Below are 18,874 nucleotides of genomic sequence, written 5' to 3'. Positions count from 1 at the left end.
TCTGGGTATTTAGTGCACTGTCACCGTAATTCTCTGTCATCCGAGGAAAGCTGGCAGAACGCCGGCGCCTTACGGGAAGAACTCGAGCTGACCATTCGGAGGCTTGAGGCCCTTGAGATGACCAGCGCCGAATGTGGCCACGATGATATTCACTATGCAGTTTTGATCGGCATGGCGCTCGGCGCGTGGACACCGATCGGAAATGCGATCGATCGTCTCTTTCGCGATCCCCAGGGTGACCAGCGCGTCATCACGGCGACCACGCTTGTCAATGCGATCAAAGAGCTGTTTTCCATGCTGAATGATGCGGCTGTCCTCATTGAGCTGGTGATGGCCATTCGCCAATCGAAAGCCCCTCCCGAACCTCAAAAGGATATCCGGGAACTGGACGAGCGGAGGGAGTACCCCATGGTCGTACCGTACCTCCCCGGTCTGCCGGATATGCCGAATTGTCCCGCCCAATGCCTCCCACACCCGCTTCGCCAATCTCTTGGACGTGGTGTGGAAGTAGCTGGTCATGATGCCCGCTGCCCCGTGTACAGGCGCAGCGCCAACATCCCGGTCAGGACACCAGTCGCGAACCAACGGACGCTATCGAACTCACCGGCTTCCAGGCTGGTGAATTCCGCCATGGCGTCCTCGACCGCCTGCTGCCAGTCGCCGTCCTGACCTAGCCGCTCCTGGGCGAGAAGGCACCTGTGGTCAGCCGATCCAAGGTCAGTTTGCAGACGGAGTGCCGCAGCAGGCGATTTAGCCGATACCGCTCTTGATATGCACTCTTCTTGTTCGGGGTCACCGTATCGCGATACCGTTCGATCAGGTCAGCGAGCGTGGTGGTCGCCAGTTCGACCACGTGTTCGGGCTGCTCGGCAACATCGAGTTCAGCCTCCTTGCCACGCGCCCACGCGACCGCATCAACCTTCTTCGCGAATGTGCGCGAAATGGTTTTTTGATCGGCGCGGCGTACCTGAACCTGCCAATTTCCCGAGCGTTTTCTGATGCTTGCCAAGGTTGAATCGAGCCTCGCTGTGCCAAAACTGTGACAAAGCGGCTGATTCAGGGGTGTTTGGGAGCTTATCACCCGGCGGACTGTCTCTCTAACGTGTTGAAAACGTTGAGAGAAGCGCTTGGAGCGGGTGAAGGGAATCGAACCCTCGTCGTAAGCTTGGGAAGCTTCTGCTCTACCATTGAGCTACACCCGCATCCCCGAAGGGACCGGCATTATGTCGTCTTGGCCTGTCGTCGGCAAGAGGGTGATCGAGCGGGTGGGGACGGCGCACCCGCCCGGCCGTCGCCCGAAGGGGCGGCTCGTTTCCTAAAGCCTCCCCACTCAGAAGAATCAGAGATCATTTTCCCCCTGGTTGCTGCGCCGCGATAGGGCCTATCGTCATCGGCGAACACACTGAAAAGACAAAGACAAGGCAGAAAGGGAGGTCCCATGTTGCACGGTAAGGTGCTGGTGGCCCAAGGTGGCGGGCCGACTGCGGTCATCAACCAAAGCATGGCCGGCGTCGTGCTCGAGGCCAGAAAATTCCGCAACGTCGATCTGGTCTACGGCGCCTATCACGGCGTGCGCGGCATCATCAACGAGGACTTCCTGGATCTCACCCAGGAAACCACCCACAACCTGGAAATGGTCGCCGGTACGCCGTCCTCGGCGCTGGGCTCGACCCGCGACAAGCCCGACCTCAAATATTGCCAGGAAATCTTCAAGGTCCTGCAGGCGCACGGCATCGCCTATTTCTTCTATATCGGCGGCAACGATTCGTCCGACACCGTCAGGATCGTCTCGGAAGAAGCCCGCCGCGCCGGCTATCCGTTGCGCTGCATCCACATCCCCAAGACCATCGACAACGATCTGGTCGGCAACGACCACACCCCGGGCTTCCCGTCGGCGGCGCGCTTCGTGGCGCAGGGCTTCATGGGCGCCAATCTGGACAATGCCGCTCTGACCGGCGTCTATCTGGCCGTGGTGATGGGTCGCCATGCCGGCTTCCTGACCGCCGCCTCGGCGCTGGGCAAGAAGTTCCCCGATGACGGCCCGCACCTGATCTATGTGCCGGAACGGACCTTCGTGCTCGACAAGTTCCTGGCCGACGTCAAGGCCACCCAGGATAAGTACGGCCGCTGCGTCATCGCTGTGTCGGAAGGCATCCACGACGACAAGGGCCAGCCGATCATCACCCAACTGGCCAAGGAGGTCGAACACGACGCCCACGGCAACGTCCAGCTGTCGGGCACCGGCGCCCTGGGCGACCTGCTGGCCGAGGAGATCAAGACCAAGCTGGGCATCAAACGGGTGCGCGCCGACACCTTCGGCTATCTGCAACGGTCCTTCGTCGGCTGCGTTTCCGACGTCGACCAGCGCGAGGCCCGCGAGGTCGGCGAGAAGGCCGTGCAATACGCCATGTGGGGCCAGCAGGACGGCTCGGTGGCGATCGAGCGCACCGGCTTCTATTCGGTCGAGTACAAGCTGCAGCCGCTGGAAGCGGTGGCCGGCAAGACCCGGGTGATGGAGGACGAATTCATCAACGCCGAGGGCAACGGCGTCACCGACGCCTTTCGCATGTATCTGCGCCCGCTGTTGGGTTCGGGCATGCCCGACGCCTTCCGACTGCGGACCAATCACGTGCCGAAGGTGTTGAGCAAATAACCGGCGGCTGTTTGCGCCGGGGCCAAAACGCGCTATCTATGGAGGGGTCTCGACCAGGCCCCTCCGTCGATGGAAATCTCCCGCTTGCAGCCCGCCCCCTCTCCGTCTGATCCGCTCACTGCCCGGCCGCCCGGGCAGGTGGGGGTGCTTGACGGATTGTCGTTCAAGCAGGCCTTCGCGACCCTGGTGATCGCCCTGGGCGTCGGGCTGGGCATCAGCGGCTGGGAACTTTACGCCGAATATCAGCGCCTGCACGCCCGCACGCTGCAATCCACCCAGGACGACCTGCAGTTGGTGCGCGGCCTGGCCATCGAGGCCGCCTATCAATTGTCGGCCGACCTGGCCGGCGAGGTGGTGGGCGGGCTGTTCCGCGCCGAGGCGGTGACCGAGGTGCGGCTTCTCGACAATTTCGGCGGCAATCTGGGCCATATGGTGCGGGCCAAGACGGTGTCGCCGATGCCGGACACCGCCGAACGGCTGTTCGGCGACGTCACCCGCCACCGCCAGACCCTGGAATCACGCGCCCCCGACGGCAGCCTGACCACCGTCGGCACGTTGGAACTGACCCTGGATTCCAACACCTTGATGAATAGCTGGCTCAGCCAGGTCACCGCCACCATCTGGTCCGGTGCGGTGCGGGCCACCCTGCTGTGCGTGCTGATGGTGGCGGTCTTCTACATCCTGATCACCAAACCGCTTTTGAGGATCTCGGCGGCGATCGGCCGGGTCGACCCGTCGAAGCCCGGCGCCGCCCTGGTCAGCCTGCCGCGCCACCACGACCGCGACGAGCTGGGGCTGCTGGTCGGCAATGTCAACGCCATGTTGACGGGGGCGCAATCCAACCTGGACGCCCGCGACAAGGCCGAGGGCGAGCTGGCCAGCCTGGCCCGCACGCTGGAGCGCCGCGTCGCCGAGCGCACCGCCGAGCTGGCCCGCGAGAAGGAAGGGGTGGAACGCGCCCTGGCCCAGCTGAACATCGCCAACGCCGAGCTGGAACGTGCCTCGCGCGATATCAATGACGGCATCCGTTATGCCAGCCGCATTCAGACCGCGCTGCTGCCCGACCAGGGCGCGCTGGCCGGGCTGGTGGATGAATTGGCCATCGGCTGGCAACCGCTGGACATGGTCGGCGGCGATTATTACTGGGCCGGCACCTTCGGCAATCGCGGCGTCATCGCGGTGATGGACTGTACCGGCCACGGCGTGCCCGGCGCCTTCATGACGGCGGTGGTGGCGTCCAGCTTCTCGCGCGTGCTGCACCATCACGGCCACGACGACCCGGCCGAGATTTTGACCCAGTTGAACCGGCTGGTGAAATCGGCGTTGCGCCAGGACCGCGAGACGGCGGTGTCCAATGACGGCCTGGATGCCGGCATCTGCGTGATCGATCGCGGTTCCGGCACCGTCACCTGGGCCGGCGCCAACCTGCCCTTGCTGGTGGGCAAGGGCGGCGAGATCGAGCTGCTGCGCGGCGACCGCATGAGCCTAGGCTATCAGGACAGCCCCGAGGATTACCGCTTTACCTCGCACCAATTGGCCTGCGAGCCGGGCACCGCGTTCTATCTGTTCACCGACGGGGTGATCGACCAGGTCGGCGGCGAGAACCGCCGTCTGTTCGGACGCCGCCGCCTGCAGCAGATGCTGGCCGAGAATGCCGACCGGCCGCTGACCGAGCAGATGGATCTGCTGTTCCAGCGCCTGGGCCAATGGCGCGGCGACGAACGCCGCCGCGACGACATGACCTTCGTCGCCTTCAGGCCGCTGTCGGCGGGCTGATCACCAGGGGATTTCGCCGTCCGCCCCCTGGTCGGCCATCACACCACACTCAGGTCGAAGGCCGCCGCCATCAGGGCGCGGGTGTAATCGGTCCGGGGCGCCTGAAACAGCGTTTCGGCCGGGCCGGCCTCGACCACCAATCCATCCTTCATCACCATCACCTCGTCGGCCAGGGCACGCACTACGCGCAAATCGTGGCTGATGAACAGATAGGCGATGCCATGCCGGATTTGCAGGTCGCGCAACAGATCGACGATCTGCGCCTGCACCGAGACGTCCAGCGCGCTGGTCGGCTCGTCCAGCACCATCAATTTCGGCTTCAGCACCAGGGCGCGGGCGATGGCGATGCGCTGACGCTGACCGCCCGAGAATTCATGGGGATAACGGTCGGCGGTGGCCGGGTCCAGGCCGACCTCGGTCAGGGCCTGGTCGATCAGGGCGCGCCGCTCGGCCGCATCGGCGCCGATGTGGTGGACCTCAAGACCCTCGCCGATGATCTGGGCCACCGACAGGCGCGGGCTTAACGACCCATAGGGGTCCTGGAACACCATCTGCATGTGCCGGCGCAGCGGCCGCAGCCGGCCGGCCGGCAGTCCCTGCAGGTCGGTGCCGTCGAAGCGGATCGCGCCCTGGCTGTCTTGCAGCCGCAACAGCGCCAGCCCCAGGGTGGTCTTGCCCGACCCGGATTCGCCCACCACCCCCAAGGTGCGCCCGCGGCGCAGCGTCAGCGACACCCCGTCGACCGCCTTGACGTGGTCGATGGTGCGGCCCCAGATGCCGGCCTTCAACGGGAAATGGACCCTGAGATCGGTAAGTTCCAGGACCGGTTCGGCCGCATCGTCGCGGGCCGGCGGTCGGCCCTTGGGCTCGGCGGCCAGCAGGCGGACGGTATAGGGATGGGCCGGCGCGGTGAACACCTGCTCGACCGGACCGGTCTCGACGATCTCGCCCTGGTTCATGACGCAAACCCGGTCGGCCATGCGCCGGACGATGCCCAGATCGTGGGTGATGAACAACAGCGCCATGCCTAAGCGCGCCTGCAGATCCTTCAACAGCGCCAGGATCTGCGCCTGGATGGTGACGTCCAGCGCGGTGGTCGGCTCGTCGGCGATCAGGATGTCGGGCTCGCAGGCCAGGGCCATGGCGATCATCACCCGCTGGCGCTGGCCGCCCGACAGTTCGTGCGGAAGCGCCGCAAGCCGGCGTTCCGGGTTGGGCAGGCCGACCAGGGTCAAAAGCTCGACCACCCGGGCGCGCAAGGCATCGCCCTGCAGGCCCTTATGGATTTCAAGGACCTCGCCCACCTGCGCCGCGATGGAATGCAGTGGGTTCAGGCTGGTCATCGGTTCCTGGAACACCATGGCGACGCGGTCGCCACGCACGGCGCGCATCACCGGCTCGGGCGCGCCCACCAGTTCCTGCCCGTTCAGGCGGATCGAGCCGCCGGGATGGCTTGCCCGCGGATAGGGCAGCAATTGCAGGATCGACAACGCGGTCACCGACTTGCCCGAACCGGACTCGCCCACCAGCGCCAGGGTCTCGCCCCGTTCCAGGGTGAAGCCGATGCCCTTGACCGCATCGACCGCGCCGTCGCCCTGGCCGAAACGGACGCAGAGATCGGTGACTTCCAGCAGCGGGGGCAGGGTCATGTGGTCTTCCTGGGGTCGAAGGCATCGCGCACCGCCTCGCCGATGAACACCAGCAAGGACAGGATCACCGCCACCAGCAGGAAGCCGGTGATGCCCAGCCAGGGCGCGTGCAGGTTGGATTTGCCCTGGCTCAACAGCTCGCCCAGCGACGGCGAGCCCGGCGGCAGGCCGAGACCCAGGAAATCCAGCGCCGTCAGCGACACGATCGAGCCGTTCAGGATGAACGGCATGAAGGTCAGCGTGGCGACGGCGGCGTTGGGCAGGACGTGGCGGACCATGATGCGGGCATCGTTCATGCCCAAGGCCCGGGCGGCGCGGACATAGTCGAAATTGCGCGCCCGCAGGAACTCGGCCCGGACCACGCCGACCAGATTGGTCCAGGAAAACAGCAGCATCACCGCCAGCAAGGTCCAGAAGCCGGGAGAGATCACCGAGGCGACGATGATCAGGATCAACAGATGCGGCAGGCCGCCCCAGATTTCCAGGAAACGCTGGCCGACCAGATCGACCCGGCCGCCGAAATAGCCCTGCACCGCACCAGCCGCCACGCCCAGGACGGAACTGACCAGGGTCAGGGCCAGGCCGAACAGCAAGGACAGCCTGAGCCCATAGATCAGCCGGGCCAGCACGTCGCGGCCCTGGTCGTCGGTGCCCAGCCAGTTGCCGCCGCCGGGCGGGGCCGGATGGGGACGCGGTTCAAGGTAATTGATGGTGCCGAAGGAATAGCGCACCGGCGGCCACAGCGCCCAGCCCTTGGCATCGATCAGTTCGGCGACGGTGGGGTCGCGGTAATCGGTGGCGGTCTTGAAGTCGCCCCCGAAGGTGACTTCCGGATAATCCTTGATCATCGGCACATAGAAGGCGCCGTCATAACGCACCAGGATCGGGCGATCGTTGGCGATCAGCTCGGCCGCCAGCGACAGGGCCAGCACGGCCAGGAAGATCCACAAGGACCAGAAGCCGCGACGGTTGCGGCAAAAGGTTTCAAGGCGGCGCCGGGTCAACGGGGTCATTCGCCCCTCCGCCCGAAATCGATGCGCGGATCGACCCAGTGATACATCAGGTCGCCGATCAGGTTCAGCACCAGCCCCAGCAGGGTGAACAGGTAAAGGGTGCCGAACATCACCGGATAGTCGCGGTTGCTGACCGCCTCGAAGCCCAACAGGCCCAAGCCGTCCAGCGAAAAGATGATCTCGATCAGAATCGACGAGGCGAACAAGATGCCGACCAGCGCCGACGGAAAGCCGGCGATCACCAGCAGCATGGCGTTTCGGAAGATGTGGCGGTAAAGCACCTGGTTTTCGGTCAGGCCCTTGGCCCTGGCGGTGATCACATATTGCTTGTTGATCTCTTCCAGGAACGAGTTCTTGGTCAGCATGGTCAGGCTGGCGAAGCCGCCGATGACCATGGCGGCGACCGGCAGCGTCAGGTGCCACAGGTAATCCAGGACCTTGCCCCCTGCCGACAGAGTGTCCCAGTCCGGCCCGGTCAGGCCCTTTAAGGGGAACCACTGGACATAACGCCCGCCGGCGAACAGCACGATCAGCATGATGGCGAACAGGAAGCCCGGCACGGCATAGCCGACGATCACCGCCCACGAGGTGGCGACGTCGAAAGTGCCGCCGTCACGCCGGGCCTTGGCGATGCCCAACGGGATCGACACCAGATAGATGATCAAGGTGGTCCACAGGCCCAGCGACACCGACACCGGCATCTTTTCCAGCACCAGATCGACCACCGGCACGTCGCGATAGAAGCTTTTGCCGAAATCGAAGGTCAGGTAATTGCCGACCATGATCAGGAAACGCTGGTGCGCTGCCTTGTCGAAGCCGAACTGCTTCTCGATCTCGGCGATGTATTTGGCATCCAGGCCTTGGGCGCCGCGATAGGCGCCGGTGGTGCCCTCGCGCGCCGGGCCGGCGGCCTGAATGTCCGAACCGGCGCCGCCGATGCGCGATGCCGCCCCGGCATGGCCCTCGATGCGGGCGATGGCCTGCTCGACCGGGCCGCCCGGGGCCAGCTGGGCGATGGCGAAATTGACCAGCAAGATCCCCAGCAAGGTGACCGGGATCAGGATCAGGCGGCGGATGGCATAGGCGAGCATGGCGTTATTTCATCCACCAGGTGTGCATCTGCCAACCCTTCATCGGAACCGATTTCGGCATGCCGAATTTGTCCCAGAAGGCGACGCGATCATAGGGGATATGCCATTGCGGCACCACGTAATGGTTCCACAGCAACACCCGGTCCAGCGCCCGGGTCCGCGTCACCAGCTGATCGCGGTCGGGCGCCGCGATCACCAGATCGACCAGCTTGTCGATGGCTGGGTTCTTGATGCCGCCGACATTGCGCGCCCCCTTCTGCTCGGCCGCCTGGCTGGTCCAGTAGCTGGCCTGCTCGTTGCCAGGCGACAGGGATGCCCCCCAGCTCATGACGATGACGTCGAAATCGTGGCCGCGCACCCGGTTGACGTATTGGGTGGAATCGACGGTGCGGACCTTGGCCGCGATGCCCAGCCGGGCCAGGTTGCGGGCCCAGGGCAGGGCGATGCGCTCGAAGGCCGGCGAGTTCAGCAGAACCTCGAACATGAAGGGCTGGCCGGCACCATCGACCAGTTTGCCGTCAACCACCTGCCAGCCGGCCGCTTCCAGCAACGCCACCGCCCGTTTCAGATTGGCCCGGGCATAGCCGGTCCCGTCGGTGACCGGGCTGTGGAATTCGCTGGTGAAGACCGCGTCGGGGACCTGGCCGCGCAGGGGTTCCAGGATTTTCAGCTCGGCCGCGTCGGGCAAGCCGCGCGCGGCCAGCTCGGAATTGTCGAAATAGGATTGGGTGCGGGTGTACTGGCCGGAAAACAGCGTGCGGTTGGCCCATTCGAAATCGAAGGCCAGACCCAGCGCCTCGCGCACCCGGATGTCGGCGAACAGGGGCCTTCGCAGATTGAAGGCGAAGCCCTGCATGCCGGCCGGGCGCTGATGGGCGAAATTTTCCTTGCGGGCGCGGCCATCCTTCAAGGCGGCCCAATCCTGATAGCCCGAGGCCCATTTCTTGGCCTCGTTCTCGGGCCGGATGTCGTATTCGCCGGCCTTCAGGGCTTCCAGCGCCACCGTTGAATCGCGATAGACGTCGTAGCGGACGCGGTCGAAATTGAACTGGCCTTTGCGCACGGGCAAATCCTTGGCCCAGTAATCCTTGACCCGTTCATAGGTGACGAAGCGGCCGGGCTCGAACTTGGCGACGCGATAGGGGCCGCTGGACAAAGGCGGTTCCAGCGTCGTTTCCTCGAAGGCGCGGCCCTGCCAGTAATGCTTGGGCAGGATGGGAAGCTCGCCCAGGATCAGCGGCATCTCGCGGTTGTCGCCGGGCTTGAAGGTGAACTTGACGGCGCGCTCGCCGATCTTTTCCGCCCGCTCGACGCCCGCATAATAGAAGCGGTAGCTGGGTGCGCCCTTGGTGCGCAATATCTCCAGCGAGAAGATCACGTCCTCGGGCGTCACGCCCCTTCCGTCATGGAAACGCGCTTCCCGGCGCAGGGTGAAGATCACCCACGACCGGTCGGGCGGGGTCTCGACACTTTCGGCCACCAGCCCGTACATCGAGAAGGGCTCGTCGTCGGACGGCACCATCAAGCTGTCATAGGCCAACCCGATCCCGTCGGGGGCCTGGCCCTTGGCGATATAGGGATTGAAGGAATCGAACGGATCGGTGTCGGCCAGCTTCAGCTCGCCGCCCTTGGGCGCGTTGGGCACCACAGTGTCGAAATGGGAAAAGCCGGCCGGATATTTCAGGGCGCCATGCATGGCCAGGCCGTGCCGGGGTTCGGCGGCGGCCGGCAGGGCGATCAGCAGGGCGAGCAGGAAGGCCAGGATGCGCATGGGCCGGAGTGTGGCGCCAACATCAAGACGCGGCAAGCACCTTCAACGCCTGGGCGTGGGCACGGCTGTCGCCGGCCGCGCAGATGGTGCCGTCCGACGCGATGGTGACCGCGCGCCCCGTCCAGTCGGTGACGGTGCCGCCGGCCTGTTCGATCACCGGCACCAGGGCGCAGTAATCATAGGGTTTGAGGCCGGCTTCCACCACCAGATCGACGAAGCCCGAGGCCAGCAGGGCATAGGCATAGCAATCGCAGCCATAGCGCGGCTGACGCACGGATGCGGCGATGCGGTTCCAGGCCGGCAAGGTGGCGGCGTCGAAATGTTCCGGCCCGGTGGTATAGGCATAGGCCTTTTGCAGGTCGTCGCAGGCGCGCACCCGGGCGGGCGCACCGTTCAAGGTGGTGGCATGGTCCAGGCCGCCGATCCAGCGTTCGCCCAGGATGGCCTGGTCAATCACCCCCAGCACCGGACGGCCGCGATGGCACAGGCCGATCAGGGTGCCGAAGCTGGGCTTGCCGGTGATGAAGGCCTTGGTGCCGTCGATCGGGTCCAGCACCCACACCCATTCGGCGCCGGTATTTTCCTGGCCGTGTTCCTCGCCGAAGATGCCGTGCTCGGGGAAGCGTTCCTTGATCAGCACCCGCATCGCCGCCTCGACCTCGCGGTCGGCGATGGTGACCGGCGAATCGTCGGCCTTGACGTCGACGGCGACCGGCGTGCGGAAATAGCGCTTCACCACCGGGCGGGCGGCGTCGGCCAAGGCGTGGGCAAGGGTGACGAATTCGGTGGGAACGGCCTGCATGATCGACCTTGATGTTCGGTTGGGTGCAGTCTGGCGTGAAATCAGCGATCCGACCAGACCCGAATGGGGATTTCTAAGCCCCTTCCGCCGGTATAGGATTTGTCCCACCCCGACCGTGCCAGGAGCACCCGATGTCGTCCTTGAACCCGGTGATCGTCATCCCCGCCCGCCTGCCCGCCACCCGGCTGCCCAACAAGCCGCTGGCCGACATCTGCGGCGAACCGATGATCGTGCATGTGTGGCGCCGTTCGGTTGCCGCCGGCATCGGCCCGGTGGTGGTGGCCGCCGCCGATCCCGAGATCGCCGATGCCATCAAAGCCCATGGCGGCACGGCGGTGCTGACCGACCCCGATCATCCGTCGGGGTCCGACCGGGTGTGGGAGGCGTTGGAAAAGATCGACCCCGAGCGCCAGTTCGGTGCGGTGGTCAACGTCCAGGGCGACCTGCCGACCCTTGACCCGGCCATCATCCGCGCGGTGTTCGAGCCCTTGGACCAGCCGGGCGTCGACATCTCGACCCTGGTGGCCGAAATCGAGCTCGAGGAAGAGCGCACCAACCCCAACGTGGTCAAGGCGGTGTGCGGCTTTGCACCCGGCAGCCGCATCGCCCGGGCGCTGTATTTCACCCGCGCCACCTGCCCGTCGGGGGCTGGCCCGCACTATCATCATATCGGCCTTTACGCCTATCGCCGCGAGGCGCTGGCCCGCTTCGTGGTCCTGCCGCAGGGCGTGCTGGAACGGCGCGAGAAGCTGGAGCAGCTGCGCGCCCTGGAAAACGGCATGCGCATCGATTGCGCCTTGGTTGACACGGTTCCGCTGGGTGTCGATACTCCGGCCGATCTTGAACGGGCTCGTGCCCTGATTGCCGCCGGACCATGACCGACCATACCGAGCCTTCGCGCGCTATCGCTTTCCAGGGCCTGCCGGGCGCCTATTCGCACCTGGCGTGCAAGAACGCCTTTCCGGCCATGGTGCCGCTGCCCTGCATGACCTTCGAGGATTCCTTCGCCGCCGTGCGCGAGGGCCGTGCCCGCTATGCCATGATCCCGATCGACAATTCGCTGGCCGGCCGCGTCGCCGACGTGCATCACCTGATGCCCTATTCCGGCCTGCACATCATCGGCGAGCATTTCGAGCGCATCAACCACCACCTGCTGGCCCCCAAGGGCGCGACGCTGGACGGCATCCGCTCGGTGGAAAGCCATGTCCACGCCCTGGGCCAGTGCCGCAACCTGATCCGCAGCATGGGCCTGACGGTGATCGTCGGCGCCGACACCGCCGGCGCCGCCTCGGAGGTCGCCAAGTCGGGCGATCTGACCCGCGCAGCCATCGCCTCGGAACTGGCGGCCGAGACCTATGGGCTGGTGTCCCTGAAGGCCAACATCGAGGACGCCGAGCACAACACCACCCGCTTCATGGTGCTGTCGCGCGACGCCATCGAACCCAATCCCAACCAGCCCAACGTCACCACCTTCGTCTTTCGGGTGCGCAACCGTCCGGCGGCGCTTTATAAGGCGCTGGGCGGCTTCGCCACCAACGGCTTGAACATCACCAAGCTGGAAAGCTACATGGTCGGCGGCGAATTCGTCGCCGCCCAGTTCTATGTCGATGTCGAGGGACACCCGGCCCAGCGCCTGCTGCGCCTGGCCCTGGAAGAGCTGGAATTCTTCAGCCACGAGGTCCGCATCCTCGGCGTCTATCCTGCCCATCCGTTCCGTCTGGCGCAGCGCGTCGCCGGGGAGTAAGAAAAATGCACACCACGTCCGTCGTCGTCATCGGCCTGGGCTATGTCGGCCTGCCCCTCGCGGTCGGCATCGCCCGCCATTTCCCGACCATCGGTTTCGACATCTCGACCGACCGGGTCAAGGAACTGAAGTCCGGCCATGACCGCACCGGCGAGATCGAGGCCGACCGCCTGCGCGCCTCGACCATCCATCTGACCGCCGATCAGGCCGAGATCAAGGGCAAGGACGTCTATATCGTCACCGTGCCGACCCCGGTCGATCTGGAAAACCGCCCCGACCTCGGCCCGGTGCTGAAGGCCTGCGCCACCGTCGGCAAAGCCATGGGCAAGGGCGCGGTGGTGGTGTTCGAAAGCACCGTCTATCCCGGCGTCACCGAGGATATCTGCGGACCCGAGCTGGAACGGGTCTCGGGCCTGAAATGCGGCGCCGACTTCTTCCTGGGCTACAGCCCCGAGCGCATCAATCCCGGCGACAAGGAACACACCGTCGATCGCATCACCAAGGTCATCGCCGGGCAAACCCCGGCCATCACCGAGACGCTGGCCGGCATCTACGGCGCGGTGACCACCGGCGGCGTGTTCCGCGCCGCCTCGATCAAGGTGGCCGAAGCGGCCAAGGTCATCGAGAATTCCCAGCGCGACATCAACATCGCCTTCGTCAACGAACTGGCGATGATCTTCCAGAAGCTGGGCATCTCGATCCACGACGTGCTTGAGGCCTCGGCCACCAAGTGGAACTTCCTGAACTTCAAGCCGGGCCTGGTCGGCGGCCATTGCATCGGCGTCGATCCGTTCTATCTGGCCACCTGCGCCCTGAATAACGGCCATCACCCCGAAATCATCCTGTCGGGCCGGCGCATCAATGACGGCATGGGCCCGTGGATGGCGGCCCGCATCTCCGAGCAATTGGCGCCCAAGTCGCGCGTGCTGATGCTGGGCCTGACCTTCAAGGAAAACGTGCCCGACCTGCGCAACAGCAAGGTCATCGACGTCATCCGCGGCCTGATCCAGCGCGGCCACACCGTCGATATCCACGACCCCTTCGCCGACATCGACGAAGCCCGGCACGAATACGATGTCGAGCTGATGGCCGGCCTGGACGGCGCTTCGGGCTATGATTGCGTGGTCGGCGCGGTGCCGCACGATGCCTATGCCGGCTTCGGCCCGGAAGCCTTCGCCAAGCTGGTGGCCAGAAACGGCCTGGTCGCCGACATCAAGGGGATGTGGCGCAACACCGAGATGCCCGACGGCATCCGGGTCTGGCGGCTTTAGCCCTTGCGCATCCTGTTCGTCACCGCCAGCCGTATCGGCGACGCGGTGCTGTCGACCGGATTGCTGGCCTACCTTGCCCGCCAATACCCCCAGGCCCGCTTCTGGGTGGCCTGCGGTGCCCCGGCGGCGCCGCTGTTCGCCGCCGCCCCGTTCGTCGAGCGGGTCATCCCCATGGTCAAGCAGCGCCGCTCGCGCCATTGGCTGGAATTGTGGAAGCTGACCGTCGGCCATCGCTGGCAGATGGTGGTCGATCTGCGCGGATCGGCGCTGGGCTGGCTGCTGCCGACGCTGAAGCGCAGCATCATCAAATCCTCGTGGGAAGAACAGCACCGGCTGGTCCATCTGGCCGGCGTGCTGGGCCTGGATACCCCTCAGGCCCCGGTGGTGTGGACCACGCCCGCGCAGGACGACCAGGCCGCCCGCCTGCTGCCGGCCGGCCCACAGGTCCTGGCGGTCGGCCCCACCGCCAATTGGGGGGGCAAGCAATGGCCGGCCGAGAATTTCGCCGACCTGGTCGCCCGGCTGACGGTCGAGGGCGGCATCCTGCCCGGCGCCTGCGTGGCGGTGTTCGGCGCGGCGTCCGAGCGCGCCTCGGTCCAGGCGCTGCTGGATCGTGTCCCGCCCGAACGCCTGATCGACCTGATCGGCACCGTCGATCTGGGCACGGTGCCGGCGGTGCTGAAGCGGGCCGCCTTCTATGTCGGCAACGATTCCGGCCTGATGCATATCGCGGCGGCCACCGGCCTGCCGACGCTAGGCCTGTTCGGCCCCAGCTCCGAGGTATTCTATGGACCATGGGGCGAGCATTGCGCCTCGGTGCGCGGGCCGCGCTCGTTCACCGACATCTGCCATGCGCCCGATTACGATTACAAAAGCCAGGAATGCCTGATGCGCGACCTGTCGGTGGACAAGGTGAGTGCGGCTGCCGAAGCCTTATGGGTGCGGGCCGTAGGCCGCCAGCATCACCCGGACTGATTCGGCGATGGTGGTCTCGGCGGTCGGCCGCTCGGCCGGCTCGAGCCCCAGCAGGGCGCGGTGGAACACCTCGCCACGCAGCATGTTGACGAACAAATCGGTGGCCTGCCACGGATCGGGCACGACCAATTGGCCCTGGCGGTCCAACGCCGCCAGCACCTCGGCGACGCGCTGCTTGCCGCGCCATGGACCCTGTTCGTAATAGATGCGGGCCAAATCGGGGTGACGGGGCGATTCCGCCACCACCACCCGATAAAGTGCCATCACCTCGGGGGCCAGGAACAGATCCATCAAGGCCCGCGCGATGGCGGCCAGCGCCGTGCGGCCGTCGCCCTTGGCGGCCAGGACCAGCCCGCCGAGGCCTTCCGCCTGATCGTCGCAGCGGCGGCAGATGATGGCCCCGAACAGATCGTCCTTGCTGGCGAAATGGGCGTAGATGGTCGCCTTCGACACCCCGGCCGAGGCCGCCACCATGTCCATGCTGGTGGCGGCATAGCCTTGCTCGCAGAAGCAGACTTGCGCGGCGTCGAGAATGGCTGCGCGTTTGGCGGCCGAGCGAGGGGAAAGTACTTTGGTCATAAATCTAAACTAAACCAACCAGTTCAGTTTTTCAAAGCCCCCGCGAGGCCCTTTCGCGCACGCGCTCAATCTGCTAACCCCTGTGTGGGGATGCTGGGAGGGGGATGATCCGGCGTGGACACCATCGATATCGACGCGATTGAAGCGGCATTGCAGCTGATCGCCGACGGACGCTACGACAGCGTGCCGGCCGGCGCCGACCGGTTGGGCCGGGCGGTGCGCGCCCTGGCCGACACCTTGCAACGCCAGGCGCTGGATTCGATGAACCGCACCGTCGCCTATTCCATCGCGCTGAACGAGGAAGTTCTGTCGGTGATCGCCCTGGGCCGCGAGATCAGCGACATCGCCGAACGCGGTCAGGCCATCGCCGATTCGACCGGGGCGATGACCGGCTCGGTGGACGAGGTCGCCGCCGCCAGCGAGACCACCTTGGAAGAGGCCCGCTCGACCGCCCAGGCGGCGCTGCGCTCGATCGAGGCGTCGGCCCGGGCCGAGACCAGCATCGAGGCGATCGCCCACGCCGTCGATGACGCCCAGACCCGGGTCGGCACCCTGGCGGCCATTTCCGACGAAATCGCCACCATGGCCCGCTCGGTCGAGGCGATCTCGCGCCAGACCAACCTGCTGGCCTTGAACGCCGCCATCGAGGCGACCCGGGCCGGCGCCGCCGGCAAGGGCTTCGCCGTGGTCGCCGACGAGGTCAAGAAGCTGGCCAACAAGACCCGCGAGGTCGCCGAAACCATTCGCGGCCGCACCGATTCCCTGCGCGCCGGCATGGACGCCATCGTCGGCGGCATGGAAGCCAGCGCCGCCGCCGTGCAGGAAGGCCGCGCCGTCGTCGCCGAGGCCGGCCGCGACATGCGCACCGTGTCCGAGCATGCCGACCACACCACCGCCCTGATGCAAGACGTCACCGGCCACGTCGAAAGCCAGAAGCAAAGCGCCGGCGCCATCGCCGGCGACAGCGCCACCATCGCCGCCATGACCGAGCGCAGCCACCAGGGCATCATGGCCCTGACCGAGGTGGTCGATCATTCCCACAAGCTGGTGGTGCAGGGTCTGGCCACCGTCTCGGCCAAGGACGTCCCCAACAAGGACATCCGCCTGGCCATGAGCGATCACATGCTGTGGCGCAAGCGCCTGGCCCAATCCTTCATCGGCAAGAGCGAACTGCGCGAGGACGAGATCCGCGACCCGACGGCCACCCGCTTCGGGCGCTGGTATCACGGCAACCATCCCGAGAGGGTCCGCGCCCACCCGTCCTTCGCCCGGCTGGAAGAACCCAACCGCGCCCTGCATCAGGCCGGCGGCGCCATCGTCGATGCCTTGAAGGACGGCCGCCTGGCCGACGCCTTGGCCCAGATGGAGACTGTCGGCGCCTGCTCGGCCCAGATTCTCGAAGGCCTGCGCGAGTTGGCCGAGGCGATGGATCAGGCGATCAGCGCCTGAACCGCCAGCGCCGCCCGCGTCGCCGCCACCTGCTGTTCCACCGAAATCGGCCAGACACCGTCGGCCAGCCCCTTGGCCAGCGCCGCCATCAGCGCCTTGTGCCCCTTGTCCTGGTTGCCGGCCCAGCCCTTGGCCCGGGTGCCTGCCAAGGTCAGGGAGCGGTAATCGTCCAGGCTGGCGACCATTCCGTCGGCAAAGACCTCAAGCCGTTCCTTGGGATGGTCCTTGGCCCCCAATGCGCTATAGGTCAGGCTGCACACCGAGCCGTCGGCGAAGGACAAGGTGGCGACGAAATTGTCGTCGGCCCGCCAGTGCTTGGCGCCGGCGCGGATCGCCTGGGCCTCGATCTTGACCGCCAGGCTGCCGGTCAGGACGCAGAACAGGTCATAGACGTGGCAGGCCTCGCCCAGATTGCGCCCGCCGCCTTCCGGCCCCTGGGTCCAATGGTCGGCGGCCAGGAAGCCGGCATTCATGCGGTAATTAGCCATGATCGGGGTGCTGCGCCCGGCCAGAATCTCGTTTAAGCGGCGCACCGCCGGCGAGAAGCGGCGATTAAAGCCGGTCAGCAGCAGCGGTCCGTCGGGATGGGCGCGGATGAAATCCTCGATGGCGTCCAGTTCGGCCCCGGTCAGGCACAGGGGCTTTTCCACCAGCACCGCCTTGCCGGCGCGCAACGCCGCCAGCACCAGCGGCCCGTGCAGATCGTGGCGGGTGCCGATCACCACCAGCCCGACCGCCGGATCGCCCAGGATGGCGTCGGCATCGGTGGCGGCATAGGCGGCACCGACGCGGTCGGCCACCGCCTTGGCCGAGGCGCCGGTGCGGTTCATTACGCCGACCATGCGGAAGCGTTCGGGCATCGCCAGCATGTTGGGGATGTGGACCGCCTGCAGGAACGAGCCGGCCCCCAGGATGCCGACCCCGATGGCGCCGTCGCGGCCCGGGCGGGCCGCGCGGGTGGCGACACGGCGCTCGGGCGCGGCCTGATCGGGATAGGTCAGCAGGACCAGAAGCGGCCGGTCAGCGCCGTCCGTCAGGGCGCCATAGGCGACCGGCGCCTGCTCGATGGGGAAACTGACCGGGGCCAGCGGAGCCAGCCGCACGGCGCCGTCGGCCAGCAGGGCCAGATAGGCCTCCATGTTGCGGGTCTCGGTCCAGCGCACATAGGGCAGGGGATAATCGCGACCGCCTTGTTCAAACACCGGGTCATAGCGGCCCGGACCATAGGAACACGAGATCAGGAAATCCAGTTCCTTGGCATAAAAATCGGCGCGGTCGAGTTTCAATCCGACATCGCCGACCAGCACCACCCGGCCCTTCTTGCGACAGCTTTGCGCCGCCTGGGCGACGATGGCGTCGGACGGCGAGGCGGCGCAGATGATCGCCGCGTCGGCGCCGAACCCGTCGGTGCGCCGGGCGATGGCGCCGGCGACGTCGTCGGCCGGGTCCAGCACGAAGGCCGCGCCCAGTTCCGCCGCGACGGCGCGGCGGCGGGGATCGGGGTCGATGCCACCGACGCGGGCGCCGGCCGCCTTCAGCATCTGCACGGTCATCAGGCCCAGCACGCCCAGGCCGATCACCGCGATGGTCTCGCCCAGGCTGGGGGCGGCGCGGCGCACGCCCTGCAGGGCGATGGCCCCCAGGGTGACGGTGCAGGCATCCGCCACATCGACGCTGTCGGGGATGCGGGCGGCCAGGTTGACCGGGACGGCGATGAATTGGGCGTGGTTGGCTATGCTGGCGCCGGCGCAGGCGACGCGGTCGCCCACCTGGAACCCTTCGACCTGATCGCCGACGGCGACCACGGTGCCGGCCGCCGAATAGCCGGTAGGCTGGCCGCCCTCGATCTTGCCGCGCACCCGCTCGATGGCGGTGCGCACCCCTTGCTCGCGGGCGATGTCCAGCACCCGCTTGACATGCTGCGGCTGCTTCAGCGCCCGGCGGTAAAGCGGCATCCCCGACAGGGCCAGACTGGACGCCTCGGTGCCGACCGACACGCACGACGCCGCGACGGCGACCAGAATCTCGCCCGGCCCGGCCAACGGGGCCGGGACCTCCTCGACGACGGCCTTGCCCGAACGGATCAGCACCTGCTTCATCC

The 18,874-nt window shown here is 66.4% G+C and carries 16 protein-coding genes and 1 tRNA gene; 7 read left to right on the top strand and 10 right to left on the bottom strand.

Features of this window, described 5'->3' with window-relative positions:
- Nucleotides 1-69: 69 nt before the first annotated feature.
- The 3 genes from A6A05_RS05470 to A6A05_RS05460 form a co-directional block, all read right to left on the bottom strand.
- Nucleotides 70-519: a hypothetical protein gene (locus tag A6A05_RS05470; RefSeq protein ID WP_068498249.1), complete on the bottom strand. Its 450-nt coding sequence runs from the start codon at nt 517-519 to the stop codon at nt 70-72.
- 151 nt (nt 520-670) lie between these two features.
- Complete coding sequence (locus A6A05_RS05465; protein ID WP_068498246.1) at nt 671-1,009, bottom strand: hypothetical protein; 339 nt, start codon at nt 1,007-1,009, stop codon at nt 671-673.
- 119 nt (nt 1,010-1,128) lie between these two features.
- Nucleotides 1,129-1,202 (bottom strand) — tRNA-Gly (locus A6A05_RS05460).
- 236 nt (nt 1,203-1,438) lie between these two features.
- Between A6A05_RS05460 and A6A05_RS05455 the strand changes: the two genes are divergently transcribed.
- Complete coding sequence (locus tag A6A05_RS05455; RefSeq protein WP_068498245.1) at nt 1,439-2,653, top strand: 6-phosphofructokinase; 1,215 nt, start codon at nt 1,439-1,441, stop codon at nt 2,651-2,653.
- 84 nt (nt 2,654-2,737) lie between these two features.
- The gene (locus A6A05_RS05450) at nt 2,738-4,429 is read left to right on the top strand and encodes a SpoIIE family protein phosphatase (RefSeq protein ID WP_245644196.1); all 1,692 of its coding nucleotides are present in this window, start codon (nt 2,738-2,740) and stop codon (nt 4,427-4,429) included.
- A gap of 38 nt (nt 4,430-4,467) precedes the next feature.
- On the opposite strand, the gene A6A05_RS05445 is transcribed toward A6A05_RS05450, so the two are convergent.
- Genes A6A05_RS05445 through hisN form a run of 5 tightly spaced genes read right to left on the bottom strand, consistent with a single transcriptional unit; the run spans nt 4,468 to nt 10,755 of the window.
- On the bottom strand, nt 4,468-6,078 hold the full coding sequence (locus A6A05_RS05445) for an ABC transporter ATP-binding protein (RefSeq protein WP_068498242.1): 1,611 nt from the start codon (nt 6,076-6,078) through the stop codon (nt 4,468-4,470).
- Nucleotides 6,075-7,091 (bottom strand): ABC transporter permease, encoded by a 1,017-nt coding sequence (locus A6A05_RS05440; protein ID WP_068498240.1) that lies wholly within the window; start codon nt 7,089-7,091, stop codon nt 6,075-6,077. Before A6A05_RS05440 ends, A6A05_RS05445 begins: the two co-directional genes overlap by 4 nt.
- The gene (locus A6A05_RS05435; protein ID WP_068498238.1) at nt 7,088-8,182 is read right to left on the bottom strand and encodes a microcin C ABC transporter permease YejB; all 1,095 of its coding nucleotides are present in this window, start codon (nt 8,180-8,182) and stop codon (nt 7,088-7,090) included. Before A6A05_RS05435 ends, A6A05_RS05440 begins: the two co-directional genes overlap by 4 nt.
- Nucleotides 8,183-8,186: 4 nt before the next feature.
- Nucleotides 8,187-9,953, bottom strand: coding sequence for an extracellular solute-binding protein (locus tag A6A05_RS05430; protein WP_068498236.1), 1,767 nt, complete (start codon nt 9,951-9,953; stop codon nt 8,187-8,189).
- A gap of 22 nt (nt 9,954-9,975) precedes the next feature.
- The gene (gene hisN, locus A6A05_RS05425) at nt 9,976-10,755 is read right to left on the bottom strand and encodes a histidinol-phosphatase (RefSeq protein WP_068498234.1); all 780 of its coding nucleotides are present in this window, start codon (nt 10,753-10,755) and stop codon (nt 9,976-9,978) included.
- A gap of 131 nt (nt 10,756-10,886) precedes the next feature.
- Here hisN and A6A05_RS05420 point away from each other — a divergent pair, with 131 nt between their 5' ends.
- The 4 genes from A6A05_RS05420 to A6A05_RS05405 are packed head-to-tail and all read left to right on the top strand — an operon-like array spanning nt 10,887 to nt 14,745.
- Nucleotides 10,887-11,633: a 3-deoxy-manno-octulosonate cytidylyltransferase gene (locus A6A05_RS05420; protein WP_068498232.1), complete on the top strand. Its 747-nt coding sequence runs from the start codon at nt 10,887-10,889 to the stop codon at nt 11,631-11,633.
- Nucleotides 11,630-12,499, top strand: a complete 870-nt coding sequence (locus A6A05_RS05415; protein ID WP_068498231.1) for a prephenate dehydratase — start codon at nt 11,630-11,632, stop codon at nt 12,497-12,499. The genes A6A05_RS05420 and A6A05_RS05415 overlap by 4 nt, the downstream gene beginning before the upstream one ends.
- A gap of 5 nt (nt 12,500-12,504) precedes the next feature.
- Entirely contained in the window at nt 12,505-13,770 is a 1,266-nt protein-coding gene (locus A6A05_RS05410; RefSeq protein WP_068498229.1) for a nucleotide sugar dehydrogenase, read from the top strand.
- Nucleotides 13,771-13,773: 3 nt separating this feature from the next.
- Complete coding sequence (locus A6A05_RS05405; RefSeq protein WP_068498228.1) at nt 13,774-14,745, top strand: glycosyltransferase family 9 protein; 972 nt, start codon at nt 13,774-13,776, stop codon at nt 14,743-14,745.
- Here A6A05_RS05405 and A6A05_RS05400 read toward each other — a convergent pair.
- Nucleotides 14,704-15,324 carry a TetR/AcrR family transcriptional regulator gene (locus A6A05_RS05400; RefSeq protein ID WP_068498226.1) on the bottom strand — a complete coding sequence of 207 codons (621 nt, stop codon included), beginning with the start codon at nt 15,322-15,324 and terminating at the stop codon, nt 14,704-14,706. The two genes, A6A05_RS05405 and A6A05_RS05400, sit on opposite strands and share 42 nt — an antisense overlap.
- A gap of 114 nt (nt 15,325-15,438) precedes the next feature.
- On the opposite strand from A6A05_RS05400, the gene A6A05_RS05395 reads away from it, so the two are divergent.
- Nucleotides 15,439-16,773: a methyl-accepting chemotaxis protein gene (locus tag A6A05_RS05395; RefSeq protein WP_068498224.1), complete on the top strand. Its 1,335-nt coding sequence runs from the start codon at nt 15,439-15,441 to the stop codon at nt 16,771-16,773.
- Here A6A05_RS05395 and A6A05_RS05390 read toward each other — a convergent pair.
- Nucleotides 16,755-18,872, bottom strand: coding sequence for a bi-domain-containing oxidoreductase (locus A6A05_RS05390; protein WP_068498222.1), 2,118 nt, complete (start codon nt 18,870-18,872; stop codon nt 16,755-16,757). The genes A6A05_RS05395 and A6A05_RS05390 overlap by 19 nt on opposite strands.
- Nucleotides 18,873-18,874 lie beyond the last annotated feature (2 nt).

This window comes from Magnetospirillum moscoviense, from assembly GCF_001650635.1.
Classification (GTDB): Bacteria; Pseudomonadota; Alphaproteobacteria; order Rhodospirillales; family Magnetospirillaceae; genus Magnetospirillum; species Magnetospirillum moscoviense.
Note: the sequence above shows the minus strand (reverse complement) of the source record. Positions and strands in the feature narration are given on the sequence as shown.

Excerpts from the sequence above, each read along its gene's own strand:
- A6A05_RS05470 (WP_068498249.1), bottom strand. The coding sequence starts at position 519 with ATGACCAGCTACTTCCACACCACGTCCAAGAGATTGGCGAAGCGGGTG.
- A6A05_RS05455 (WP_068498245.1), top strand. The coding sequence starts at position 1,439 with ATGTTGCACGGTAAGGTGCTGGTGGCCCAAGGTGGCGGGCCGACTGCG.
- A6A05_RS05445 (WP_068498242.1), bottom strand. The coding sequence starts at position 6,078 with ATGACCCTGCCCCCGCTGCTGGAAGTCACCGATCTCTGCGTCCGTTTC.
- A6A05_RS05440 (WP_068498240.1), bottom strand. The coding sequence starts at position 7,091 with ATGACCCCGTTGACCCGGCGCCGCCTTGAAACCTTTTGCCGCAACCGT.
- A6A05_RS05435 (WP_068498238.1), bottom strand. The coding sequence starts at position 8,182 with ATGCTCGCCTATGCCATCCGCCGCCTGATCCTGATCCCGGTCACCTTG.
- A6A05_RS05430 (WP_068498236.1), bottom strand. The coding sequence starts at position 9,953 with ATGCGCATCCTGGCCTTCCTGCTCGCCCTGCTGATCGCCCTGCCGGCC.
- hisN (WP_068498234.1), bottom strand. The coding sequence starts at position 10,755 with ATGCAGGCCGTTCCCACCGAATTCGTCACCCTTGCCCACGCCTTGGCC.
- A6A05_RS05420 (WP_068498232.1), top strand. The coding sequence starts at position 10,887 with ATGTCGTCCTTGAACCCGGTGATCGTCATCCCCGCCCGCCTGCCCGCC.
- A6A05_RS05415 (WP_068498231.1), top strand. The coding sequence starts at position 11,630 with ATGACCGACCATACCGAGCCTTCGCGCGCTATCGCTTTCCAGGGCCTG.
- A6A05_RS05410 (WP_068498229.1), top strand. The coding sequence starts at position 12,505 with ATGCACACCACGTCCGTCGTCGTCATCGGCCTGGGCTATGTCGGCCTG.
- A6A05_RS05400 (WP_068498226.1), bottom strand. The coding sequence starts at position 15,324 with ATGACCAAAGTACTTTCCCCTCGCTCGGCCGCCAAACGCGCAGCCATT.
- A6A05_RS05390 (WP_068498222.1), bottom strand. The coding sequence starts at position 18,872 with ATGAAGCAGGTGCTGATCCGTTCGGGCAAGGCCGTCGTCGAGGAGGTC.